This window comes from Pseudomonas donghuensis (assembly GCF_000259195.1).
GTDB classification, from domain to species: Bacteria; Pseudomonadota; Gammaproteobacteria; order Pseudomonadales; family Pseudomonadaceae; genus Aquipseudomonas; species Aquipseudomonas donghuensis.
In genome coordinates this window covers 147,056-167,583 of record NZ_JH650764.1, presented here as the reverse complement: position 1 = coordinate 167,583, position 20,528 = coordinate 147,056, and the positions used below count along the sequence as shown (strand labels likewise).

Sequence of the window (20,528 nt, the reverse complement as noted above, 5' to 3'; positions counted from 1 at the left end):
CGCCCCGGTCAGTGGCGCGCCTTGCGCGCCCTGCCCGGCACGGGCTGCATGACCAGCAGCAAGCCGGTCAGGCCCAGCACCAGGTAACAGAACAGCTGCCAGCGCAGTTCCCCCGGCATGCCCACGCGCAACGCGAAATACACCACGCACGCCAGCATCACCATCGACAACAACTGCCCCCGCATGTCCCGCCACAGACTGGACAGGCCCTGCGCCTGAATCAGCACCAGCGCCTGCACGCCTGCGCAAAACGCCGCAAACGCCACCAGCAACGATGCCATCAGGCTACCGATATCCTCGATCAACAGCGGCGCCAGGCCAATCTGGCCCAACGCCGGCAGCAGACCGAAATGCAGCATCCACAGGCCGCCAACCCAGAGTACCTGGGTCAGCTGCCAGATTGCCGGGGCGGCAGCAAAGCCCCGGCGACGGTCAGATGTGTTTGACTTCGACAATCTCGTACTCGACCGTACCGCTTGGCGTCTTGATCACCACGGCATCACCCTCTTCCTTGCCAATGATGGCACGGGCGATCGGAGCACCGACCGAGAGCTTGCCCTGCTTGACGTCGGCTTCGTCCTCACCAACGATCTGGTAAGTCACCTGCTCGCCGGTCTCGGTGTTTTCCAGGTCCACGGTGGTGCCGAAGATCACCTTGCCGGTGTGGGCAATGGTGGTGACGTCGATCACGACCGAGTTCTGCAGACGGCCTTCGATATCGCGAATACGCGCCTCGACCATCCCCTGCTCTTCGCGGGCAGCGTGGTACTCGGCGTTTTCCTTGAGATCGCCCAGCTCGCGAGCCTCACCAATGGCCTGGCTCAGGCGCGGACGCTCGGTCTTGCTCAGGAACAGGTGCTCTTCCTCCAGGGCGCGAGCGCCCTGGACGGTCATCGGGTATTTGGTAATGCTCATGCGTTGAGTCCTGCATGCAGATCCTGCAAGCGGCGAACGGTCTTTTCAGGACCAAATTTCAGCGCTTCGCAGATGGCTTCACCGGCCGCAATGGTGGTGGTGCAGTAAATCTTGTGCTGCAACGCATTGCGACGAATCGAGTAGGAGTCGGCAATCGACTGGCGACCTTCGGTGGTGTTGATGATCAACGACACTTCGTCGTTCTTGATCATGTCGACCACGTGCGGACGACCTTCGGTCACCTTGTTCACGCGACGCACTTTCAAGCCAGCCGCTTCAATGACCTTGGCGGTACCGACGGTGGCGACCACTTCGAAGCCCAGGGCGATCAGGTCGCGGGCAACGCCAGCCACTTGTGGCTTGTCGTCGTCACGCACGCTGATGAATGCGGTACCGCCAGTCGGCAGCACTTCGCTGGCGCCCATCTGGGCCTTGGCAAACGCTTCACCGAAGCTGTCGCCGACACCCATGACCTCACCGGTGGATTTCATCTCAGGGCCGAGGATCGGGTCAACACCCGGGAACTTGGCGAACGGGAACACCGCTTCCTTGACGCTGTAGAAGTTAGGAATGATTTCCTTGGTGAAGCCGATTTCCTTGAGGCTCTTGCCGGCCATGACCCGCGCGGCAATCATCGCCAGCGAAGTGCCAATGCACTTGGAGACGAACGGCACGGTGCGCGAGGCGCGCGGGTTGACTTCGATCACGTAGATCTTGTCGCCCTGCAGGGCCAGCTGCACGTTCATCAGGCCGACAACGCCCAGTTCCAGGGCCATTTTCTTGACCTGTTCGCGGACTTCGTCCTGAACATGGGCCGGCAGCGAGTACGGTGGCAGCGAGCACGCCGAGTCACCGGAGTGAACACCGGCCTGCTCGATGTGCTGCATGATTGCGCCGATCACCACGTCGGTGCCGTCGCAGACCGCATCCACGTCCATCTCGATGGCGCAGTTGAGGAAGTGGTCGAGCAGCACCGGGCTGTCGTTGGACACTTGCACCGCTTCACGCAGGTAACGCTTGAGCTCGTCCAGCTCGTAGACGATCTCCATGGCGCGGCCGCCCAGTACGTAGGACGGGCGCACAACCAGCGGGTAGCCGATGATGCCGGCGGCGCGGATGGCTTCGTCTTCGCTGCGCACGGTGGCGTTTGGTGGCTGCAGCAGATTCAGGCGCTGAACCATCTGCTGGAAACGCTCGCGGTCTTCGGCGCGGTCGATGGCGTCCGGGCTGGTACCGATGATCGGCACGCCGGCTTCTTCCAGGGCACGAGCCAGTTTCAACGGGGTCTGGCCGCCGTAGTGGACGATCACGCCTTTCGGCTTCTCGACACGAACCACTTCCAGCACGTCTTCCAGGGTCAGCGGCTCGAAGTACAGGCGGTCGGAGGTGTCGTAGTCGGTGGAGACGGTTTCCGGGTTGCAGTTGACCATGATGGTCTCGTAACCGTCTTCACGCAGGGCCAGTGCCGCGTGTACGCAGCAGTAGTCGAACTCGATGCCCTGGCCGATACGGTTAGGGCCGCCACCCAGGATCATGATCTTGTCGCGGGTCGACGGATTGGCCTCGCACTCTTCCTCATAGGTCGAGTACAGGTAGGCGGTATCGGTGGCGAACTCGGCCGCGCAGGTGTCAACGCGCTTGTAGACCGGGAACACTTCCAGCTTGTGACGGTGACGACGCAGGTTCTTGTCGGTGATGCCCAGCAGCTTGGCCAGGCGCTGGTCGGAGAAGCCCTTGCGCTTGAGGCGCAGCATCAGGTCCTTGTCGATCGCCGACAGGGCCAGGGTCTTGACCTTCTCTTCGTCCTTGATCAGGTCTTCCATCTGCACCAGGAACCAGTGGTCGATACCGGTCAGGGCGAAGATTTCGTCGCAGGTCATGCCCGAACGCATGGCGTCGGCGACGTACCAGATGCGCTCGGCGCCCGGTACGGTCAGCTCGCGCTTGAGGATGCTGGCAGCGTCAGGGCTGGCCAGGTCGACTTTCGGGTCCAGGCCGCTCACGCCGACTTCAAGGCCGCGCAGGGCTTTCTGCAGCGACTCCTGGAAGGTCCGGCCGATGGCCATGACTTCACCCACGGATTTCATCTGGGTAGTCAGGCGGGCGTCGGCTTTCGGGAATTTCTCGAAGGCGAAACGCGGCAGCTTGGTGACGACATAGTCGATCGACGGCTCGAAGGACGCCGGGGTACGGCCGCCGGTGATGTCGTTCTGCAGTTCGTCGAGGGTGTAACCGACAGCCAGCTTGGCGGCGATCTTGGCGATCGGGAAGCCGGTGGCTTTCGACGCCAGGGCCGAGGAACGCGAAACCCGTGGGTTCATTTCGATCACGACCATGCGGCCGGTGTCCGGGCAGATACCGAACTGCACGTTGGAACCGCCGGTTTCGACACCGATTTCACGCAGCACCGCCAGCGAGGCGTTGCGCATGATCTGGTATTCCTTGTCGGTCAGGGTCTGTGCCGGCGCCACGGTGATCGAGTCACCGGTGTGCACACCCATCGGGTCGAAGTTTTCGATCGAGCAGACAATGATGCAGTTGTCCTTTTTGTCGCGGACCACTTCCATCTCGTACTCTTTCCAGCCGATCAGCGATTCGTCGATCAGCAGTTCCTTGGTTGGCGACAGGTCCAGACCACGGGCGCAGATTTCTTCGAATTCTTCACGGTTGTAGGCGATGCCGCCACCGGTGCCGCCCATGGTGAAGGACGGACGGATGATGCACGGGAAGCCGAGCTTCTCGAGGACCGCGTTGGCCTCTTCCATGCTGTGGGCGATACCGGAACGCGGGCACTCAAGGCCAATGGCCTTCATGGCGGTGTCGAATCGCGAACGGTCTTCAGCCTTGTCGATGGTGTCGGCGTTGGCGCCGATCATTTCCACGCCGAACTTTTCCAGGATGCCTTCGCGTTCCAGGTCCAGGGCGCAGTTCAGGGCAGTCTGGCCACCCATGGTCGGCAGCAGCGCGTCAGGGCGCTCTTTTTCGATGATCTTGGCAACGGTCTGCCACTTGATCGGTTCGATGTAGGTCGCATCAGCCATGGCCGGGTCGGTCATGATGGTCGCCGGGTTGGAGTTCACCAGGATGACGCGATAGCCCTCTTCGCGCAGGGCTTTGCACGCCTGGGCGCCGGAGTAGTCGAATTCGCAGGCCTGGCCGATCACGATCGGGCCAGCGCCGAGAATCAGGATGCTTTTAATGTCTGTACGTTTTGGCATGGGTTGTCACTCAATTCCGCAGGTCAGTCGGCAAGCCGCATTGAACAATCTTGGGGGCGGCACCTGAACGCGGCTTGCACCGGTCCAGGGCCTTCTCGCCAGATGCTCAGCGGCGCTTGGCCATGGCATCGATGAAACGGTCGAACAGTGGCGCGACGTCGGTCGGGCCCGGGCTGGCTTCAGGGTGGCCCTGGAAGCTGAACGCGCTCTTGTCGGTACGCTCGATACCCTGCAGGGTACCGTCGAACAGCGACTTGTGGATGGCACGCACGTTGCCCGGCAGGGTCGCTTCGTCAACCGCAAAGCCGTGGTTCTGGCTGGTGATCATCACCACACCGGTGTCCAGGTCCTGGACCGGGTGGTTGGCGCCGTGGTGACCATGACCCATTTTCACGGTCTTGGCACCGGAGGCCAGGGCCAGCAGCTGGTGACCCAGGCAAATGCCGAACACCGGGATCTCGGTTTCGAGGATGTCCTTGATCGCCTGGATCGCGTAGTCGCAAGGCTCCGGATCGCCAGGGCCGTTGGACAGGAACACACCATCAGGATTGAGCGCCAGGACTTCGCTGGCCGGAGTTTGCGCCGGCACTACGGTCAGGCGGCAGCCGCGGGCAACCAGCATGCGCAGGATGTTCAGCTTGACGCCGAAGTCGTAGGCCACCACGTGGTACGGCAGCTCGGCGGCTTCAATGGTGGCGTGGCTGTCGGTCTTCAGCTCCCAGACGCTGGAGCGCCATTCGTAGCTGCTCTTGGTGCTGACGACTTTTGCCAGGTCCATGCCCTTCAGGCCCGGGAAACCGCGAGCAGCGGCGATTGCCGCCTCTTCGCTGATGTTGTCGCCGGCCAGGATGCAGCCGTTCTGCGCGCCCTTCTCACGCAGGATGCGGGTCAGGCGACGGGTATCGATACCCGCGATCGCCACCACGTTGTTGGCCTTGAGGTAATCAGGCAGGGATTGCTTGTTGCGCCAGTTGCTCGCGATCAGAGGCAGGTCGCGAATCACCAGACCAGCCGACCAGACGCGGTCGGATTCGGCGTCTTCCGGCGTGGTGCCGGTGTTGCCGATGTGCGGGTACGTCAGAGTAACGATTTGCTGCGCATAGGAAGGGTCAGTCAGGATTTCCTGATAGCCGGTCATTGCGGTGTTAAACACCACCTCACCAACGGTCTGACCGTCGGCTCCAATGGCTTCACCGCGAAAAATGCTGCCATCAGCAAGGGCGAGTATGGCTGGCTTAGTCAAGAAGACCTCCCGTAAATCTAGCCTGAAGGGGCGATCGCAGGTTGCAAAAAAGCGGAATGACGTATAGACACGTCACCCCGCTTTCTTCGTCGAATTATCTGCGCGCTTTTAGTGGACACACTAAAGCTGTAGCTTACAGAAAAACGCTTTTTTGGTCTACCACTTAAGTGCCTGAAAGGCGCAGGAATGCGACAGGGCGTCGCGGGAATGGAAAAGCATCGCTGGCAAGCCAGCTCCCACAGGAGCCACTGAGACTCAGGAATTGCAGCCATGGCGCAATTCCCGTGGGAGCTGGCCTTGCCAGCGATGGGCCGCGCAGCGGCCCCTGAACAGCGATCAACGCAGGTCGAGCACGTCCTGCATGTCGTACAGGCCAGGCTCGCGCCCGTCCAGCCACAGGGCGGCACGTACCGCACCCCTGGCGAAGGTCATGCGGCTGGAGGCCTTGTGGGTGATCTCCAGGCGCTCACCTTCAGCAGCGAACAGCACGGTGTGATCACCGACCACATCGCCAGCACGCACGGTGGCGAAGCCGATGGTCTGGCGATCACGCGCACCGGTCTGGCCTTCACGGCCATACACCGCCACTTCCCGCAGGTCACGACCCAGCGCATTGGCAACCACTTCACCCATGCGCAGCGCGGTACCCGACGGCGCATCGACCTTGTGCCGGTGGTGAGCCTCGATGATCTCGATATCCACGTCATCGCCCAGCACCCGCGCAGCCATGTCCAGCAGCTTCAGGCTGAGGTTGACGCCAACGCTGAAGTTGGCGGCGAAGACGATCGGAATGTCCTTGCCCGCCTCGACCAGCAACTGCTTCTCTTCAGCAGAGAAACCGGTGGTGCCGATGATCATCGCCTTGCCTGCCTTGCGGCAGAACGCCAGGTTCTTCAGGGTCACCGACGGGTGAGTGAAGTCGATCAGCACGTCGAACTCGTCGGCGACCTTGGCCAGGTCGTCGGACAGCAGCACGCCAATCCGGCCCAGCGCCGCCAGCTCACCAGCATCGGCGCCGACCAGCGAGCTGTCCGGGCGATCGATCGCCGCGGTCAAACCGGCACCCGGGGCTTGCTGCACAGCTTCGATCAGGGTCTTGCCCATGCGCCCTGCCGCGCCCATTACCGCTATACGTCGCATGCCCTACTCCTTCTTACAGATCGCCGAAGAAGCGCTTCACGCCTTCGAACCAGCCATTGGCTTTCGGCGAATGGGAACTGTCGCCTTCCAGCGAATCACGCAGCTCTTCGAGCAGCTCGCGCTGACGACGGCTGAGGTTGACCGGGGTTTCCACCGCGACCCGGCACATCAGGTCACCGGCACCACCACCGCGAACCGGCGCCACACCCTTGCCACGCAGACGGAATTGCTTGCCGGTCTGGGTGCCTTCCGGGATTTTCAGCTTGACCCGACCATCAAGGGTCGGCACTTCCAGCTCGCCACCCAAGGCGGCATCGGTGTAGCTGATCGGCACTTCACAGTACAGATGCTTGCCGTCGCGCTGGAAAATCGAGTGTTCACGCACGTTGATCACAACGTACAGGTCGCCAGTCGGGCCACCCTGGGAACCAGCCTCGCCTTCGCCGGACAGACGAATACGGTCGCCGGTATCGACGCCAGCCGGGACTTTGACCGAAAGCGTCTTGTACTCTTCGATGCGGCCTTCGCCGTGGCACGAATCACACGGATCGGTGATGACCTTGCCCTGGCCGTGGCAACGCGGGCAGGTCTGCTGGACCGAGAAGAAGCCCTGCTGCATGCGCACCTGGCCAATACCGCCACAGGTCGGGCAGGTCGAAGGCGACGAGCCTTTCTTGGCCCCGGAACCGTCACACGGCTTGCAGTTGACCAGCGTCGGCACACGGATGTTGACCGTGGTACCGCGCACGGCTTCTTCCAGGTTCAGCTCCAGGGTGTAACGCAAGTCGCTGCCACGCTGGGCGCCACCACGCGAACCACCACGGCCGCCGCCGAAGAAATCGCTGAACACATCACCGAAGATATCCGAGAAGTTCGCGCCGCCGAAACCGGCACCGCCGCCACCCATGCTCGGATCCACGCCGGCATGACCATACTGGTCATAGGCCGCACGCTTGCTGGCATCGGAGAGCACTTCGTAAGCCTCGTTGGCTTCCTTGAATTTCTCTTCCGACGCTTTGTCATCAGGATTACGGTCCGGGTGATGCTTCATCGCCAGACGGCGGTAGGCTTTCTTCAGATCCGCTTCACTGGAGCCGCGCTCAACTCCCAGAACTTCGTAATAGTCACGCTTTGCCATAAGTCTTTGCACTCTTGAGGACGTTCGGCAAACCTCTGCGCATTCCGCGCTGTGCCGCCAGCACCCGCCTCACCCACCCTCCGGGCGGCTGACAGATGCTGTAAAAATTCGGGTATTGCAGACACGCCAACGCGGGAGCAAGCCCCCGCGCGGCGACATCCTACCAGCCAACCATCAAAAAACAGTCAATTGGCCGACAACCTGTAGCAATTACTTGTCTTTGACTTCTTCGAACTCAGCATCGACAACGTCGTCATGCTTGGCTTCCGGCTCGGCCTGCTGAGCGCCGCCCTTAGGCTGTTCAGCCGACTGCTCGGCGTACATCTTCTGGGCAACCGGAGCCGAAACCTTCGACAGCTCTTCGACCTTGGCGTCGATGGCAGCCTTGTCGTCGCCCTTGATGGCGGCCTCCAGGGCAACCACGGCAGCTTCGATCGCAGTCTTCTCGTCGGCAGTAACCTTGTCACCGGCGTCAGCGACCATCTTGCGAGTCGAGTGAACCAGTGCATCACCCTGGTTACGGGCAGTGGCCAGCTCTTCGAACTTGCGGTCTTCTTCCGAGTTCGCTTCAGCGTCGCGGATCATCTGTTGAATTTCTTCATCAGACAGGCCGGAGTTGGCCTTGATCACGATCGACTGGGTCTTGCCAGTAGCCTTGTCCTTGGCGCCTACGTGCAGAATGCCGTTGGCGTCGATGTCAAAGGTCACTTCGATCTGCGGCACGCCACGTGGTGCTGGTGGAATGTCGGCCAGGTCGAACTTGCCCAGGGACTTGTTCTGTGCTGCCTGCTTGCGCTCACCTTGCAGCACGTGAATGGTCACGGCGCCCTGGTTGTCATCGGCAGTCGAGAACACTTGCGACTTTTTGGTCGGGATAGTGGTGTTCTTCTCGATCAGCGCGGTCATCACGCCACCCATGGTTTCGATACCCAGGGTCAGCGGACTGACGTCCAGCAGCAGTACGTCTTTGACGTCACCGGCCAGTACCGCACCCTGGATCGCAGCACCCATGGCAACCGCTTCGTCCGGGTTAACGTCTTTACGGGCTTCTTTACCGAAGAAGTCGGTAACAGCTTTTTGCACCAGCGGCATACGGGTCTGACCGCCGACCAGGATCACGTCGTCGATCTTGCTGACGTCGATACCGGCGTCTTTCATGGCGATGCGGCATGGCTCGATGGTGCGCTGAACCAGGTCTTCTACCAGCGATTCCAGCTTGGCGCGGGAGATCTTCACGTTCAGGTGCTTAGGACCGGTAGCGTCTGCAGTGATGTACGGCAGGTTGACGTCGGTCTGCTGACTCGAGGACAGCTCGATCTTGGCCTTTTCAGCGGCTTCTTTCAGGCGCTGCATGGCCAGCGGGTCACCTTTGAGGTTCATGCCGCTTTCTTTCTTGAACTCGTCGACGAGGTAGTCGATCAGGCGGATGTCGAAGTCTTCACCACCGAGGAAGGTGTCGCCGTTGGTGGCCAGCACTTCGAACTGATGCTCGCCATCGACTTCGGCGATTTCGATGACCGAAACGTCGAAGGTACCGCCACCCAGGTCATAAACGATCACGGTGTGATCGCCCTTGGCCTTGTCCATGCCGTAGGCCAGGGCAGCCGCGGTTGGTTCGTTGATGATCCGCTTGACGTCCAGGCCGGCGATGCGGCCGGCGTCTTTGGTGGCCTGACGCTGGCTGTCGTTGAAGTAGGCCGGAACGGTGATCACCGCTTCGGTCACTGGCTCGCCGAGGTAGTCTTCGGCGGTTTTCTTCATCTTTTTCAGGATTTCAGCCGAGATTTGTGGCGGTGCCATTTTCTGGCCGTTCACTTCAACCCAGGCGTCGCTGTTGTCAGCCTTGACGATTTTGTACGGAACCATCTGGATGTCTTTCTGCACCACTTCTTCTTCGAAGCGACGACCGATCAGACGCTTGACCGCGTACAGGGTGTTGTGCGGGTTGGTGACCGCCTGGCGCTTGGCCGACTGGCCAACCAGGATTTCGCCATCGTTGGCGTAGGCGATGATCGACGGCGTGGTACGAGCGCCTTCGGCGTTCTCGATGACCTTGACGTTGCCGTTTTCCAGAATGGAGACGCAGGAGTTGGTGGTCCCCAGGTCGATACCGATGATTTTACCCATGTTAACTCTCCCGAAACTTGAATTTGGTTGCCGCAGCAGTGGTGGCTAACTGCGGTAATACTTGAATGCTTGACACCTAGATGGGGGCGCCGGAAACGATTTCAAGCCTGCTCGTCAATCGACGGCGTAACCGCTGCCGGGGCCTTGCTGACCACGACCATGGCCGGGCGCAGCAGGCGACCGTTGAGCTGGTAGCCCTTCTGGAACACCTTGAGCACGCTGTTGGGCTCGACTTCGGCGCTTTCCTGCATGGCCATCGCCTGATGGTGCTCGGCATTGAACGGTTCGCCGTGCGGGTCAATGGCCTCGAGGTTGTAGCGCTTGAGGGTGTCGTGGAACATTTTCAGGGTCAGCTCGATGCCTTCACGCATCGGGCGAATGCTCTCGTCGTCCGCGCTGGACAGCTCCAGGCCGCGCTCGAGGCTGTCGATGACCGGCAGCAGGTCACCGGCGAATTTTTCCAGGGCGAACTTGTGCGCCTTTTCTACGTCCTGCTCGGCGCGGCGGCGCACGTTCTGCAGGTCGGCGGCGGTGCGCAGGGATTGATCCTGGGCCGCCGCCAGCTGCTCTTCGAGCACCTGCACGCGGGCGCTCAGCTCTTGGTCGCCAGTCGCTTCGGCGTTCAGATTCTGTTCATCCAGCTGTTCGTCAGCCATAAAATCTCTCCTCTCGAATAAGGTCTGCGAGCATGACTCGCGCTTCTGCCGGCTATATGGGGTCGCAAAATCCAGGTTCAAGGGCCTTCAAGACAGCTTGCTCACATTCGCTCATAACCCAGCGCAATCAGAACCGCGCCCTGATAACCAAATCGAACTAAACATCAGCATTGTCAGCGGATTTGAAAACACTGTATAAATAACCAGACCTAACGCCTGGGAGCCGCCCCAATGCTGGTGCACCTGTCCGTACACAACTACGCCATCGTCGAACACCTGGACCTCGAGCTCGCCCGCGGGATGAGCGTCATCACCGGTGAAACCGGGGCCGGCAAATCGATCATGCTCGACGCCCTGGGCCTGACCCTGGGCGATCGCGCCGACAGCGGCGTGGTGCGCCCCGGGGCCGACAAGGCCGACATCCTCGCCACCTTCGACCTGGAAGACATCCCCGAGGCGCGCACCTGGCTGGCCGAGCGCGACCTCGACAGCGACGGCCCGTGCATCCTGCGCCGGGTGATCACCGCCGAAGGCCGCAGCCGTGGCTACATCAACGGCACGCCCTGCCCGCTCGGCGACCTCAAGGCCCTGGGCGAGCTGCTTATCGACATCCACAGCCAGCATGAGCACCAGTCGCTGCTGAAAACCGACACCCACCGCCGCCTGCTCGACGAATACGCCGGCGCCACCGACCTGGCCCGCCAGGTACAGCTGGCGGCCCAGCGCTGGCGCCAGACCCGCCAGGAGCTGGAACGGCTGTCCAACTCCGGCGATGAGCAGCGCGCGCAGCACCAGTTGCTCAGCTACCAGCTCGAAGAACTGGACAACCTCGGCCTGGGTGAAAACGAACTGGAGCTGCTGGAGCAGGAACACAAGAACCTGACCAATGCCGAAGCGTTGTTCGGCATCTGCCGCCAGGTCATCGACCACTGCAGCGAAAACGATTCGGGCAACGTCCTCAACGCCCTGACTGCCAGCCTCAACCGCCTGACCGCCGTGCACAACGCGCCCAGGGCCCTGGGTGAAGCCGCCAGCATGATCGCCAGCGCACAGATCCAGGTCGAGGAAGCCGTCGGTGAGCTGAACCGCTTCCTCGACAACTTCGATGCCGACCCGGCGCGCCTGCAACAGCTCGAAGAGCGCCTCGATACTATTTATACCCTTGCTCGCAAGCACCGGGTGCACCCCACCGAGCTGGCCAGCCTGCAGCAGCGCTTGATGGAAGAGCTGGAAAACCTCAACGCCAACGACGAATCGATCGAGCGCCTGGGGGAAGAACTGGCCGCCTATGCCCGCCATTACCAGGACAAGGCTGGCGAACTGAGCGCCTTGCGCCAGCACGCCGCCAGCCAGCTGGCCAGTGCGGTGGAGCAGGAAATCCAGCGCCTGGGCATGCCGGGTGGCCGCTTCAGCATCGAGTTGCGCGCCAACAGCAGCGACGAACTGCAACCCCAGGGCCTGGAACAGGTCGAGCTGCTGGTCAGCGCCAACCCCGGGCAGCCGCTCAAGGCCCTGGCCAAGGTTGCTTCCGGTGGCGAGCTGTCGCGGATCAGCCTGGCGATCCAGGTGATCACCGCACAGACCTCGCGTATCCCGACCCTGGTGTTCGACGAAGTCGACGTGGGTATCGGCGGGCCAACGGCAGAGATCGTCGGTCAATTGCTACGCCGCCTGGGCGAGCGCGGCCAGGTGCTGACCGTAACCCACCTGCCGCAGGTCGCTGCCCAGGGCCACCATCACCTGTTCGTGCATAAAGTACGTGACAGCGATGCCACCCATACCGCCGTGGCCAACCTGGGCAAGCGCGAGCGTGTAGAAGAGGTCGCACGCATGCTCGGTGGCATCGACCTGACCAAGGAATCCCTGGCCCACGCACGCAAGATGGTGGTTACCAGCAAGGCCTGAGCGCGCGCAGCTATATAAAGCAAGCCACCAGAAAGCACGAAGGCGACCCCAGGGTCGCCTTCAGTACTTATGCAGCAATGTAATAATTGCTTACTTCTTTTTGCGTACGTACAGAACCAGATTGTGGTCAACCAGCTCGAAGCCGTGCTCTTCCACGATTTGCTTCTGGCGCTTCTCGATTTCAGCGTCAAAAAACTCGATGACTTCGCCGGAGTCGACTACGACCATGTGATCGTGGTGACCACCGTCAGCCAGCTCGAACACGGCGTGACCGCCATCGAAGTTATGGCGCACGACCAGGCCAGCGGCTTCGAACTGGGTCAGAACACGGTAAACCGTGGCCAGACCGACGTCCTCGCCTGCCTCCATCAGCGCCTTGTAGACATCCTCAGCACTCATGTGACGCTGCTCGGTAGAGTCGAGCATCTGTAGAATTTTCACTCGAGGCAGTGTCACCTTGAGACCGGCTTTGCGCAGTTCGCTATTTTCAACCATGGTCAGCTTTCTCGCCGATGCTGCTTCGCAGCTTCTCTGAATACGGGTATGATCGGGGTTTACGTTGTCCAGCCAAGATAGTGGAAGTCGCCCACCGATGCAAAACACCAAGCTCTTGCTAACCAGCCTCACCCTCGTGGGACTGCTCGCACTCGCCGGTTGCTCGTTCCCCGGGGTTTACAAAATCGACATCCAGCAGGGCAATGTCGTCACGCAAGACATGATAGACCAATTGCGCCCCGGAATGACCCGTCGGCAAGTAAGGTTTATCATGGGTAATCCGCTGATCCAGGATACCTTCCACACCAATCGCTGGGATTACCTGTACAGCCTGCAGCCTGGCGGCGGTGAGCGCCAACAGGAGCGCATGAGCATCTTCTTCAACGAGAACGATCAGCTCGCCAGCCTGTCCGGCGACTTCATGCCGGGTGTCAGCCGCGACCAGGAAATCCTCGGTGGCAGCGGCGATACCACGGTTAGCCCGACCGGCAGCACCGAACCCGCAGCGCAGGAAAAACCTGCCAAGCCAGGCTCGCTGGAAGCCACCATCCAGAAAGACGTGGACACCATCGAAGTGATCCCGGTACCGGTGCCAGAACCACTGGACACCTCGCCGCAGTAAGCCTGCAGCGCGTATAAAAAAGCCCGGATCAGTCCGGGCTTTTTCTTACCTGTAATTCAGCGTTTGGCTTTCTTGAATACCCTGGCGACCTTGGCGGCGCGCTGCTTGCGCACCTCCTTGGGATCCACCAGCAATGGCCGGTAGATCTCGATGCGATCACCCGCCTCGACCTTTTGCTCTTCAGGGTTAGCGATCACCCGGCCAAAGATACCGATCGGGCAGGCTTGAATATCAGCCTCGGGAAAATGCGCGGCGATTCCCGAGAGTTTTACCGCCTCAGTAAGCGTCGTACCCGTCGGCACCTCAAGAGTGAGCAGCACCTGCCGCTCGGCCTGGGCATACACCACTTCGACCGCTAGCAAGGCTTCAGACATGAAGCTGCTTGGCACGCTGACAGAAGGCATCGACCAGGGTGTTGGCCGCCTGGTTGAACAATGGCCCCAAGGTGGCACGGACCAGTGGCCCGGCATAATCGAACGACAGGTCAAGGCTGATCTTGCAGGCTTTCTCGCCCAGCGGCTTGAATACCCAGACACCATGCAACTGGGTAAAAGGCCCTTCTTCAAGGTTCATTTCAATGGACTGGCCCGGCACCAGCACATTGCTGGTTACAAACTGCTGGCTCATCCCCCCCTTGGCGACCTCCAGGCGCGCGCGCATGTGCGTGTCGCTTTCTTCCATCACGGTGCTGGACGAACACCAGGGCAGGAATTCCGGGTAGCGCGCTACATCATTGACCAGGTCGTACAGGGCCTGGGCGGGATATGGCAGCAGGGCCGAACGTTGAATATGGGTAGTCATCCAGGGGTCAATTCCAAAGCTGGGCGGCAAACACAACCAGAATGCCGAGGGGCGCCATCGAGCGCATCAAGAGCGCGCATTGTCCGGGATTCACGGCAACGGCTCAAGCACACTGCTACCCCGTAGCCGACAGCGCGGCGACTGCCTATAATGCCGCCCCTATGGCTAACCAAAAGAAACATCCGACAGGGACTATCGCGCAGAATAAAAAGGCGCGTCACGATTACTTCATCGAACACAAGTTCGAGGCCGGATTGGTCCTGTCCGGTTGGGAAGTAAAAAGTCTGCGTGCCGGCAAGGCGCACCTGACCGACAGTTACGTGGTGCTCAAGGATGGCGAGGCCTGGCTGATGGGCAGCCATATCACGCCGCTGACAGCCGCCAGTACTCACGTCATCGCCGACCCGACACGTACCCGTAAACTGCTGCTCAACCGTCGTGAGCTGGAGCGCCTGCATGCGGCCGTCCAGCAAAAAGGCTACACCTGCGTGGCCTTGTCGATCTATTGGAGCAAGCACTTGATCAAGTGCGAAATCGCACTGGGCAAGGGCAAGAAGGAATACGACAAGCGCGACACCCAGCGCGAGCGTGATTCCGACCGCGAATTGCAGCGCGCGGTGCGTAACAAGGGCAAGGAAGACTGATTCCAGCCTGAAGCGCCTTTATCGCGGGGTAAGCCCGCTCCTGCAGGAGCGGCGCTGCCCCGTGACCGCTAACGCCCGCTACGCCGCTCCGCCCGCGCCACCCGCTGGACTTCCTGACGCACTTCATCGAGCACTTCCTGCACATAGGTGATGTGCCGGCTGGAGACTTCGCGTGCATCCTCCGCACGCCCTTCGACAATCGCCAGGTACAGCTCGCGGTGCTGGCTGATGAGCATGTCGCGGGTTTCGCTGCGCTGTTTGTACATGCCGCCGATGTTGGTCACCACGTTGCGCTTGAGCAGGTCGAACAGACCACGAATGGTGTGCAGCAGCACCGCATTATGGCTGGCCTCGGCGATCGCCAGGTGGAAGCGCGCATCGGCCGCGCCCTCCTCGGCCCGGTCCACTTCATCGGCACGGGCGTAGCAGTCCTGCAGGGTATCGAACGCCGCCTTGAGCCGCTGACGATCCGGCTCAGTGGCGCGGATCGCCGCATAATAGGCGCACGATGCCTCCAGGGTATGCCGGAACTCCAGCAAGTCGCGCTGTGCTTCGGGGTTGCTTTCAAGCAACTGCAACAGTGGGTCGCTGAAGGTTGAGCCGAGCGATTCGGCCACATAGTTGCCACCGCCCTGGCGGCTGACCAACAAGCCTTTGGCCACCAGCTTCTGGATCGCTTCGCGCAACGACGGTCGTGACACGCCGAACTGCTCGGCCAGCACCCGCTCGGCAGGCAGGCGCTGACCGGCCGTCAAGGTGCCTTCGAGAATCATCCCTTCCAGCCGTTCGACGATATCGTCGGACAAACGGCGTTGGCGGACCTGATCAAAAACCATCACATGCTCTCCACAATCCCGATTGCGTTCGGGGCTGTCTATTCTGGCGCATCCGCATCCCGCCGGCACCCATCAGTTGGCAAATTTCCCTGCCGTTCAGGCGCCCGATTCATTGCGCATCCGACGAAAGTTTTCCTGGGACAAATTGACACAGCCGCAGCGAGGCTTTTAACCTAGCGCCTCGACATTGTAAATTGGTCTTACCAATTATCCAATGCCAGTGCTGACCAACAACAATTAGGGGCCACCCCATATGCAAACCTGGCAACAGCTTTACAGTCCGCTTGGTAGTCTTGGCCTGTCCGCGCTCGCGGCAGTCATCCCGATCGTGTTCTTCTTCCTCGCGCTGGCGGTGTTCCGCCTCAAGGGTCATGTGGCCGGCAGCATCACGCTGGGCCTGTCGATCCTGGTGGCGATCTTTGCTTTCCAGATGCCTGCCGACATGGCGCTTGCCGCCGCCGGATACGGCTTTGCCTATGGCCTGTGGCCGATTGCCTGGATCATTGTCGCCGCCGTATTCCTGTACAAATTGACGGTCAAGAGCGGCCAGTTCGAAGTGATCCGCAGCTCGGTACTGTCGATCACCGATGACCAGCGCCTGCAGGTGCTGCTGATCGGTTTCTGCTTCGGTGCCTTCCTCGAAGGTGCGGCAGGCTTCGGCGCACCGGTGGCGATCACCGCCGCCCTGCTGGTTGGCCTGGGTTTCAACCCGCTGTACGCGGCCGGCTTGTGCCTGATCGCCAACACCGCACCAGTAGCCTTCGGCGCCCTGGGCATCCCGATCATCGTGGCCGGCCAGGTTACCGGTATCGATGCGTTCAAGATCGGCGCCATGACCGGCCGCCAGCTGCCACTGCTGTCGCTGTTCGTACCGTTCTGGCTGGTGTTCATGATGGACGGCCTGCGCGGCGTCAAAGAGACCTGGCCTGCCGCCCTGGTGGCCGGCCTGAGCTTTGCCGTGACCCAGTACTTCACCTCGAACTTCATCGGCCCGGAACTGCCGGACATCACCTCGGCCTTGGCCAGCCTGATTTCCCTGACCCTGTTCCTCAAGGTCTGGCAGCCCAAGCGCTCGTTCGCCAGCGCCACCGGCAGCGTTGGCGCCGCCGTGGTCCAGGGCGGCGGCAGCCAGCCTTCGCCGTACAGCTTCGGCGAGATCTTCAAGGCCTGGTCGCCGTTCCTGATCCTCACCGTGCTGGTCACCATCTGGACCCTCAAGCCATTCAAGGCCGCCTTCGCTGCTGGCGGTTCGATGTACAGCTGGGTGTTCAACTTCGCCATCCCGCACCTTGATCAACTGGTGATCAAGTCCGCACCGATCGTTGCCACCCCGACGGCGATCCCGGCGGTGTTCAAGCTCGACCCGATTTCCGCCACCGGTACCGCGATCTTCTTCTCGGCGCTGATCTCGATGCTGGTGCTGAAGATCAATTTCAAAACTGGTCTGACCACTTTGAAAGAGACCTTCTTCGAACTGCGCTGGCCGATCCTGTCGATCGGCATGGTCCTGGCCTTCGCCTTCGTCACCAACTACTCGGGCATGTCGTCGACCATGGCGCTGGTATTGGCCGGCACGGGTGCGGCATTCCCGTTCTTCTCGCCATTCCTTGGCTGGCTGGGCGTGTTCCTGACCGGTTCCGACACCTCGTCCAATGCCCTGTTCAGCTCGCTGCAGGCCACCACTGCGCACCAGATCGGGGTCAACGACACCTTGCTGGTAGCGGCCAACACCAGCGGCGGCGTGACCGGCAAGATGATTTCGCCACAATCGATCGCGGTGGCCTGCGCCGCCACCGGCCTGGTCGGCAAAGAGTCGGACCTGTTCCGTTTCACCCTCAAGCACAGCCTGTTCTTCGCCACCATTGTCGGCCTGATCACCCTGATCCAGGCCTATTGGCTGACTGGCATGCTGGTTCACTAAAGTGTCAGGGGCCGGGCGCGTTGTGGCGCGCCCGGCAGCCTCCCCTTTAACCAACGCTGCGAGACCCCATGATCATTTCTGCCTCTACCGATTACCGCGCAGCTGCCCAACGCAAGCTGCCGCCGTTTTTGTTCCACTACGCCGACGGCGGTGCTTATGCCGAGCACACGCTGCGCCACAACGTTCAGGACCTGGCCGGTATCGCCCTGCGTCAGCGCGTGCTGAAGAACATGTCCGAGCTGAGCCTTGAGACCCAACTGTTCAACGAAACCCTGAGCATGCCGGTGGCCCTGGCGCCGGTCGGCCTGACCGGCATGTATGCACGCCGCGGCGAAGTCCAGGCGGCCCGCGCGGCAGCGGCCAAAGGCATTCCGTTCACCCTGTCGACCGTGTCGGTGTGCCCGATCGAAGAAGTGGCACCCGCCATCGACCGGCCCATGTGGTTCCAGCTCTATGTGCTCAAGGACCGCGGCTTTATGCGCAACGCCCTGGAGCGCGCCAAGGCTGCTGGCGTCACCACCCTGGTGTTCACCGTCGACATGCCGGTACCCGGCGCTCGCTACCGTGATGCCCACTCGGGCATGAGCGGCCCGAATGCACCGCTGCGCCGGGTCTGGCAGGCCATGACCCATCCGCAGTGGGCCATGGATGTCGGTCTGCTGGGCAAACCCCATGACCTGGGTAATATCTCCGCCTACCGCGGCAGCCCGACGGGCCTGGCCGACTACATCGGCTGGCTGGGTGCCAACTTCGACCCGTCGATTTCCTGGAAAGACCTTGAGTGGATCCGTGATTTCTGGGAAGGCCCGATGGTGATCAAGGGCATCCTCGACCCGCAAGATGCCAAGGACGCCGTGAAGTTCGGCGCCGACGGCATCGTCGTCTCCAACCACGGCGGCCGCCAGCTCGACGGCGTACTGTCCAGCGCCCGCGCCTTGCCGGCGATTGCCGACGCGGTCAAAGGCGAGCTGAAGATCCTCGCCGACTCCGGCATCCGCAGCGGCCTGGATGTAGTGCGCATGATCGCCCTGGGCGCCGACACCGTGCTGATCGGCCGCGCATTCCTCTATGCCCTGGCCACCGCCGGCGAAGCTGGAGTGAAAAACCTGCTGGACCTGTTCGAAAAAGAAATGCGCGTGGCCATGGTGCTGACAGGTGCCAAATCGATCAGCGAAATCACCCGCGACTCGCTGGTCCGCGAACTGGGTGCCTGATTGGTGCGCCTTCGAATCACCGCCTGATTGACCGGGGCACGCGGCGCACCAGACGCCAAGGCCCCACGAGGAGATTGCATGAGTCTGCCCGCCGCGTTCCTCGATTCGGTAGCCCGCCTGATACCCGGCGAGCGACGTTTCGACGACCCGCTCTCGACCCTGGCGTTCGGCACCGATGCCAGCTTCTACCGGCTGATCCCCAAGCTGGTGGTGCGCGTCGAATCCGAAGATGAAGTGGTCGCCCTGCTCAAGCTGGCCCAGCGTGAGCGCGTGCCGGTAACCTTCCGCGCCGCCGGCACCAGCCTGTCTGGCCAGGCCATCAGCGATTCACTGTTGATCGTGCTCGGCGATAACTGGAACGGCCGCGAGATTCGCGACCAGGGCCAGCAGATTCGCCTGCAACCCGGGGTGATCGGCGCCCAGGCCAACGCCTGGCTGGCACCGTTCGGGCGCAAGATCGGCCCGGACCCGGCCTCGATCAATGCCTGCAAGATCGGCGGCATCGTCGCCAACAATGCCAGCGGCATGTGCTGCGGCACCGCGCAGAACACCTATCACACCCTGGCCGGCATGCGCCTGGTGCTGGCCGACGGCACGCGCCTGGACAGCGAAGATCCGGCCAGTGTCGCCGCCTTCGAACACAGCCACGCCGGCTTGCTCGATGAGCTCGCGCGCCTGGCTCGGGAAACCCGCGCCAACAGCGAACTGGCAGCGAAGATTCGCCACAAGTACCGCCTGAAGAACACCACCGGCCTGTCGCTCAATGCCCTGATCGACTACGACCAGCCGCTGGATATCCTCAGCCACTTGCTGGTCGGCTCCGAAGGCACCCTGGGCTTTATCAGTGCCGTGACCTACGACACGGTGATCGATCACCCGAACAAAGCCTCGGCACTGATCGTCTTCCCGGATGTGGAAACCTGCTGCAACGCCGTCACCGTACTCAAAAGCCAACCGGTATCGGCGGTGGAGCTACTCGACCGGCGCAGCCTGCGCTCGGTGCAGGACAAGCCCGGGATGCCGGCCTTCGTCCAGCAACTGTCCGAAGGTGCCTGCGCGCTGCTGATCGAATCGCGGGCGGCAACCCAGGCGCTGCTGCACGAACAACTGGCGCAGATCATGGCCTCGCTGGCCAGCTTCCCGGTGGAAAAGCAGGTCGACTTCACCGAAGACGCCAAAGAGAACGCCAAGCTCTGGGCCATCCGCAAGGACACCTTCCCCGCCGTCGGCGCCGTGCGCAAGACCGGCACCACGGTGATCATCGAAGACGTGACCTTCCCGGTCGAACAACTGGCCATTGGCGTCAATCGCCTGATTGCGCTGTTCGACAAGCACCACTATGACGAGGCGATCCTGTTCGGCCATGCCCTGGAAGGCAACCTGCACTTCGTCTTCACCCAGGGCTTTAACAGCGCTGAAGAGGTCGCGCGTTACCAGGCGTTCATGGACGACGTAGCGCAACTGGTGGCGGTGGAATTCGGCGGCTCGCTCAAGGCCGAACACGGCACCGGGCGCAACATGGCGCCCTTCGTCGAACTGGAATGGGGCAGCGATGCCTACCAGTTGATGTGGCAGCTCAAGCGCCTGCTCGACCCCAATGGCATTCTCAACCCGGATGTGGTGCTCAGCGAAGACCCGCAAATCCACCTGAAG

The 20,528-nt window shown here is 61.6% G+C and carries 18 protein-coding genes; 6 read left to right on the top strand and 12 right to left on the bottom strand.

Annotated features, from left to right (window positions below):
* Positions 1 to 8 precede the first annotated feature (8 nt).
* The 8 genes from UW3_RS0113230 to grpE all read right to left on the bottom strand — a co-directional run bounded on the left by UW3_RS0113230 (position 9) and on the right by grpE (position 10,437).
* Positions 9 to 455: an MFS transporter gene (locus UW3_RS0113230; RefSeq protein WP_174242310.1), complete on the bottom strand. Its 447-nt coding sequence runs from the start codon at positions 453 to 455 to the stop codon at positions 9 to 11.
* Positions 433 to 915 (bottom strand): transcription elongation factor GreA, encoded by a 483-nt coding sequence (gene greA / locus UW3_RS0113225; protein WP_010222971.1) that lies wholly within the window; start codon positions 913 to 915, stop codon positions 433 to 435. Before greA ends, UW3_RS0113230 begins: the two co-directional genes overlap by 23 nt.
* The gene (gene carB / locus UW3_RS0113220; RefSeq protein ID WP_010222970.1) at positions 912 to 4,133 is read right to left on the bottom strand and encodes a carbamoyl-phosphate synthase large subunit; all 3,222 of its coding nucleotides are present in this window, start codon (positions 4,131 to 4,133) and stop codon (positions 912 to 914) included. Before carB ends, greA begins: the two co-directional genes overlap by 4 nt.
* A gap of 106 nt (positions 4,134 to 4,239) precedes the next feature.
* Positions 4,240 to 5,376, bottom strand: coding sequence for a glutamine-hydrolyzing carbamoyl-phosphate synthase small subunit (gene carA, locus UW3_RS0113215; RefSeq protein ID WP_010222969.1), 1,137 nt, complete (start codon positions 5,374 to 5,376; stop codon positions 4,240 to 4,242).
* A 336-nt stretch (positions 5,377 to 5,712) separates the two neighbouring features.
* The gene (gene dapB / locus UW3_RS0113210) at positions 5,713 to 6,516 is read right to left on the bottom strand and encodes a 4-hydroxy-tetrahydrodipicolinate reductase (RefSeq protein ID WP_010222968.1); all 804 of its coding nucleotides are present in this window, start codon (positions 6,514 to 6,516) and stop codon (positions 5,713 to 5,715) included.
* 13 nt (positions 6,517 to 6,529) lie between these two features.
* Entirely contained in the window at positions 6,530 to 7,654 is a 1,125-nt protein-coding gene (gene dnaJ, locus UW3_RS0113205) for a molecular chaperone DnaJ (protein WP_010222967.1), read from the bottom strand.
* 210 nt (positions 7,655 to 7,864) lie between these two features.
* Entirely contained in the window at positions 7,865 to 9,781 is a 1,917-nt protein-coding gene (gene dnaK / locus UW3_RS0113200) for a molecular chaperone DnaK (RefSeq protein WP_010222966.1), read from the bottom strand.
* 101 nt (positions 9,782 to 9,882) lie between these two features.
* Positions 9,883 to 10,437, bottom strand: coding sequence for a nucleotide exchange factor GrpE (gene grpE, locus UW3_RS0113195; RefSeq protein WP_010222965.1), 555 nt, complete (start codon positions 10,435 to 10,437; stop codon positions 9,883 to 9,885).
* A 231-nt stretch (positions 10,438 to 10,668) separates the two neighbouring features.
* Here grpE and recN point away from each other — a divergent pair, with 231 nt between their 5' ends.
* On the top strand, positions 10,669 to 12,342 hold the full coding sequence (gene recN / locus UW3_RS0113190; protein ID WP_010222964.1) for a DNA repair protein RecN: 1,674 nt from the start codon (positions 10,669 to 10,671) through the stop codon (positions 12,340 to 12,342).
* A 90-nt stretch (positions 12,343 to 12,432) separates the two neighbouring features.
* Here the strand turns inward: recN and fur are convergent, their stop codons facing one another.
* Positions 12,433 to 12,837, bottom strand: coding sequence for a ferric iron uptake transcriptional regulator (fur, locus tag UW3_RS0113185; protein WP_010222963.1), 405 nt, complete (start codon positions 12,835 to 12,837; stop codon positions 12,433 to 12,435).
* Positions 12,838 to 12,934: 97 nt separating this feature from the next.
* On the opposite strand from fur, the gene UW3_RS0113180 reads away from it, so the two are divergent.
* On the top strand, positions 12,935 to 13,459 hold the full coding sequence (locus UW3_RS0113180; protein WP_010222962.1) for an outer membrane protein assembly factor BamE: 525 nt from the start codon (positions 12,935 to 12,937) through the stop codon (positions 13,457 to 13,459).
* 56 nt (positions 13,460 to 13,515) lie between these two features.
* Here UW3_RS0113180 and UW3_RS0113175 read toward each other — a convergent pair whose 3' ends face one another.
* Together UW3_RS0113175 and UW3_RS0113170 are read right to left on the bottom strand one after the other, a co-directional pair.
* Entirely contained in the window at positions 13,516 to 13,833 is a 318-nt protein-coding gene (locus tag UW3_RS0113175) for an RnfH family protein (RefSeq protein ID WP_010222961.1), read from the bottom strand.
* A complete protein-coding gene (locus UW3_RS0113170; protein WP_010222960.1) occupies positions 13,826 to 14,260 on the bottom strand; it encodes a type II toxin-antitoxin system RatA family toxin in 435 nt (144 codons plus the stop codon). The genes UW3_RS0113175 and UW3_RS0113170 overlap by 8 nt, the downstream gene beginning before the upstream one ends.
* Positions 14,261 to 14,421: 161 nt before the next feature.
* Between UW3_RS0113170 and smpB the strand changes: the two genes are divergently transcribed.
* Positions 14,422 to 14,904: an SsrA-binding protein SmpB gene (gene smpB, locus UW3_RS0113165; protein WP_010222959.1), complete on the top strand. Its 483-nt coding sequence runs from the start codon at positions 14,422 to 14,424 to the stop codon at positions 14,902 to 14,904.
* Between the two features lie 68 nt (positions 14,905 to 14,972).
* On the opposite strand, the gene UW3_RS0113160 is transcribed toward smpB, so the two are convergent.
* Positions 14,973 to 15,740: an FCD domain-containing protein gene (locus UW3_RS0113160; protein ID WP_010222958.1), complete on the bottom strand. Its 768-nt coding sequence runs from the start codon at positions 15,738 to 15,740 to the stop codon at positions 14,973 to 14,975.
* Between the two features lie 253 nt (positions 15,741 to 15,993).
* On the opposite strand from UW3_RS0113160, the gene UW3_RS0113155 reads away from it, so the two are divergent.
* The 3 genes from UW3_RS0113155 to UW3_RS29535 all read left to right on the top strand — a co-directional run.
* Positions 15,994 to 17,661, top strand: a complete 1,668-nt coding sequence (locus UW3_RS0113155; protein WP_010222957.1) for a lactate permease LctP family transporter — start codon at positions 15,994 to 15,996, stop codon at positions 17,659 to 17,661.
* Positions 17,662 to 17,729: 68 nt separating this feature from the next.
* Positions 17,730 to 18,875 (top strand): FMN-dependent L-lactate dehydrogenase LldD, encoded by a 1,146-nt coding sequence (gene lldD, locus UW3_RS0113150; protein ID WP_010222956.1) that lies wholly within the window; start codon positions 17,730 to 17,732, stop codon positions 18,873 to 18,875.
* Positions 18,876 to 18,953: 78 nt separating this feature from the next.
* The coding region (locus UW3_RS29535; protein ID WP_010222955.1) for an FAD-binding oxidoreductase at positions 18,954 to 20,528 on the top strand (1,575 nt) is incomplete at its 3' end.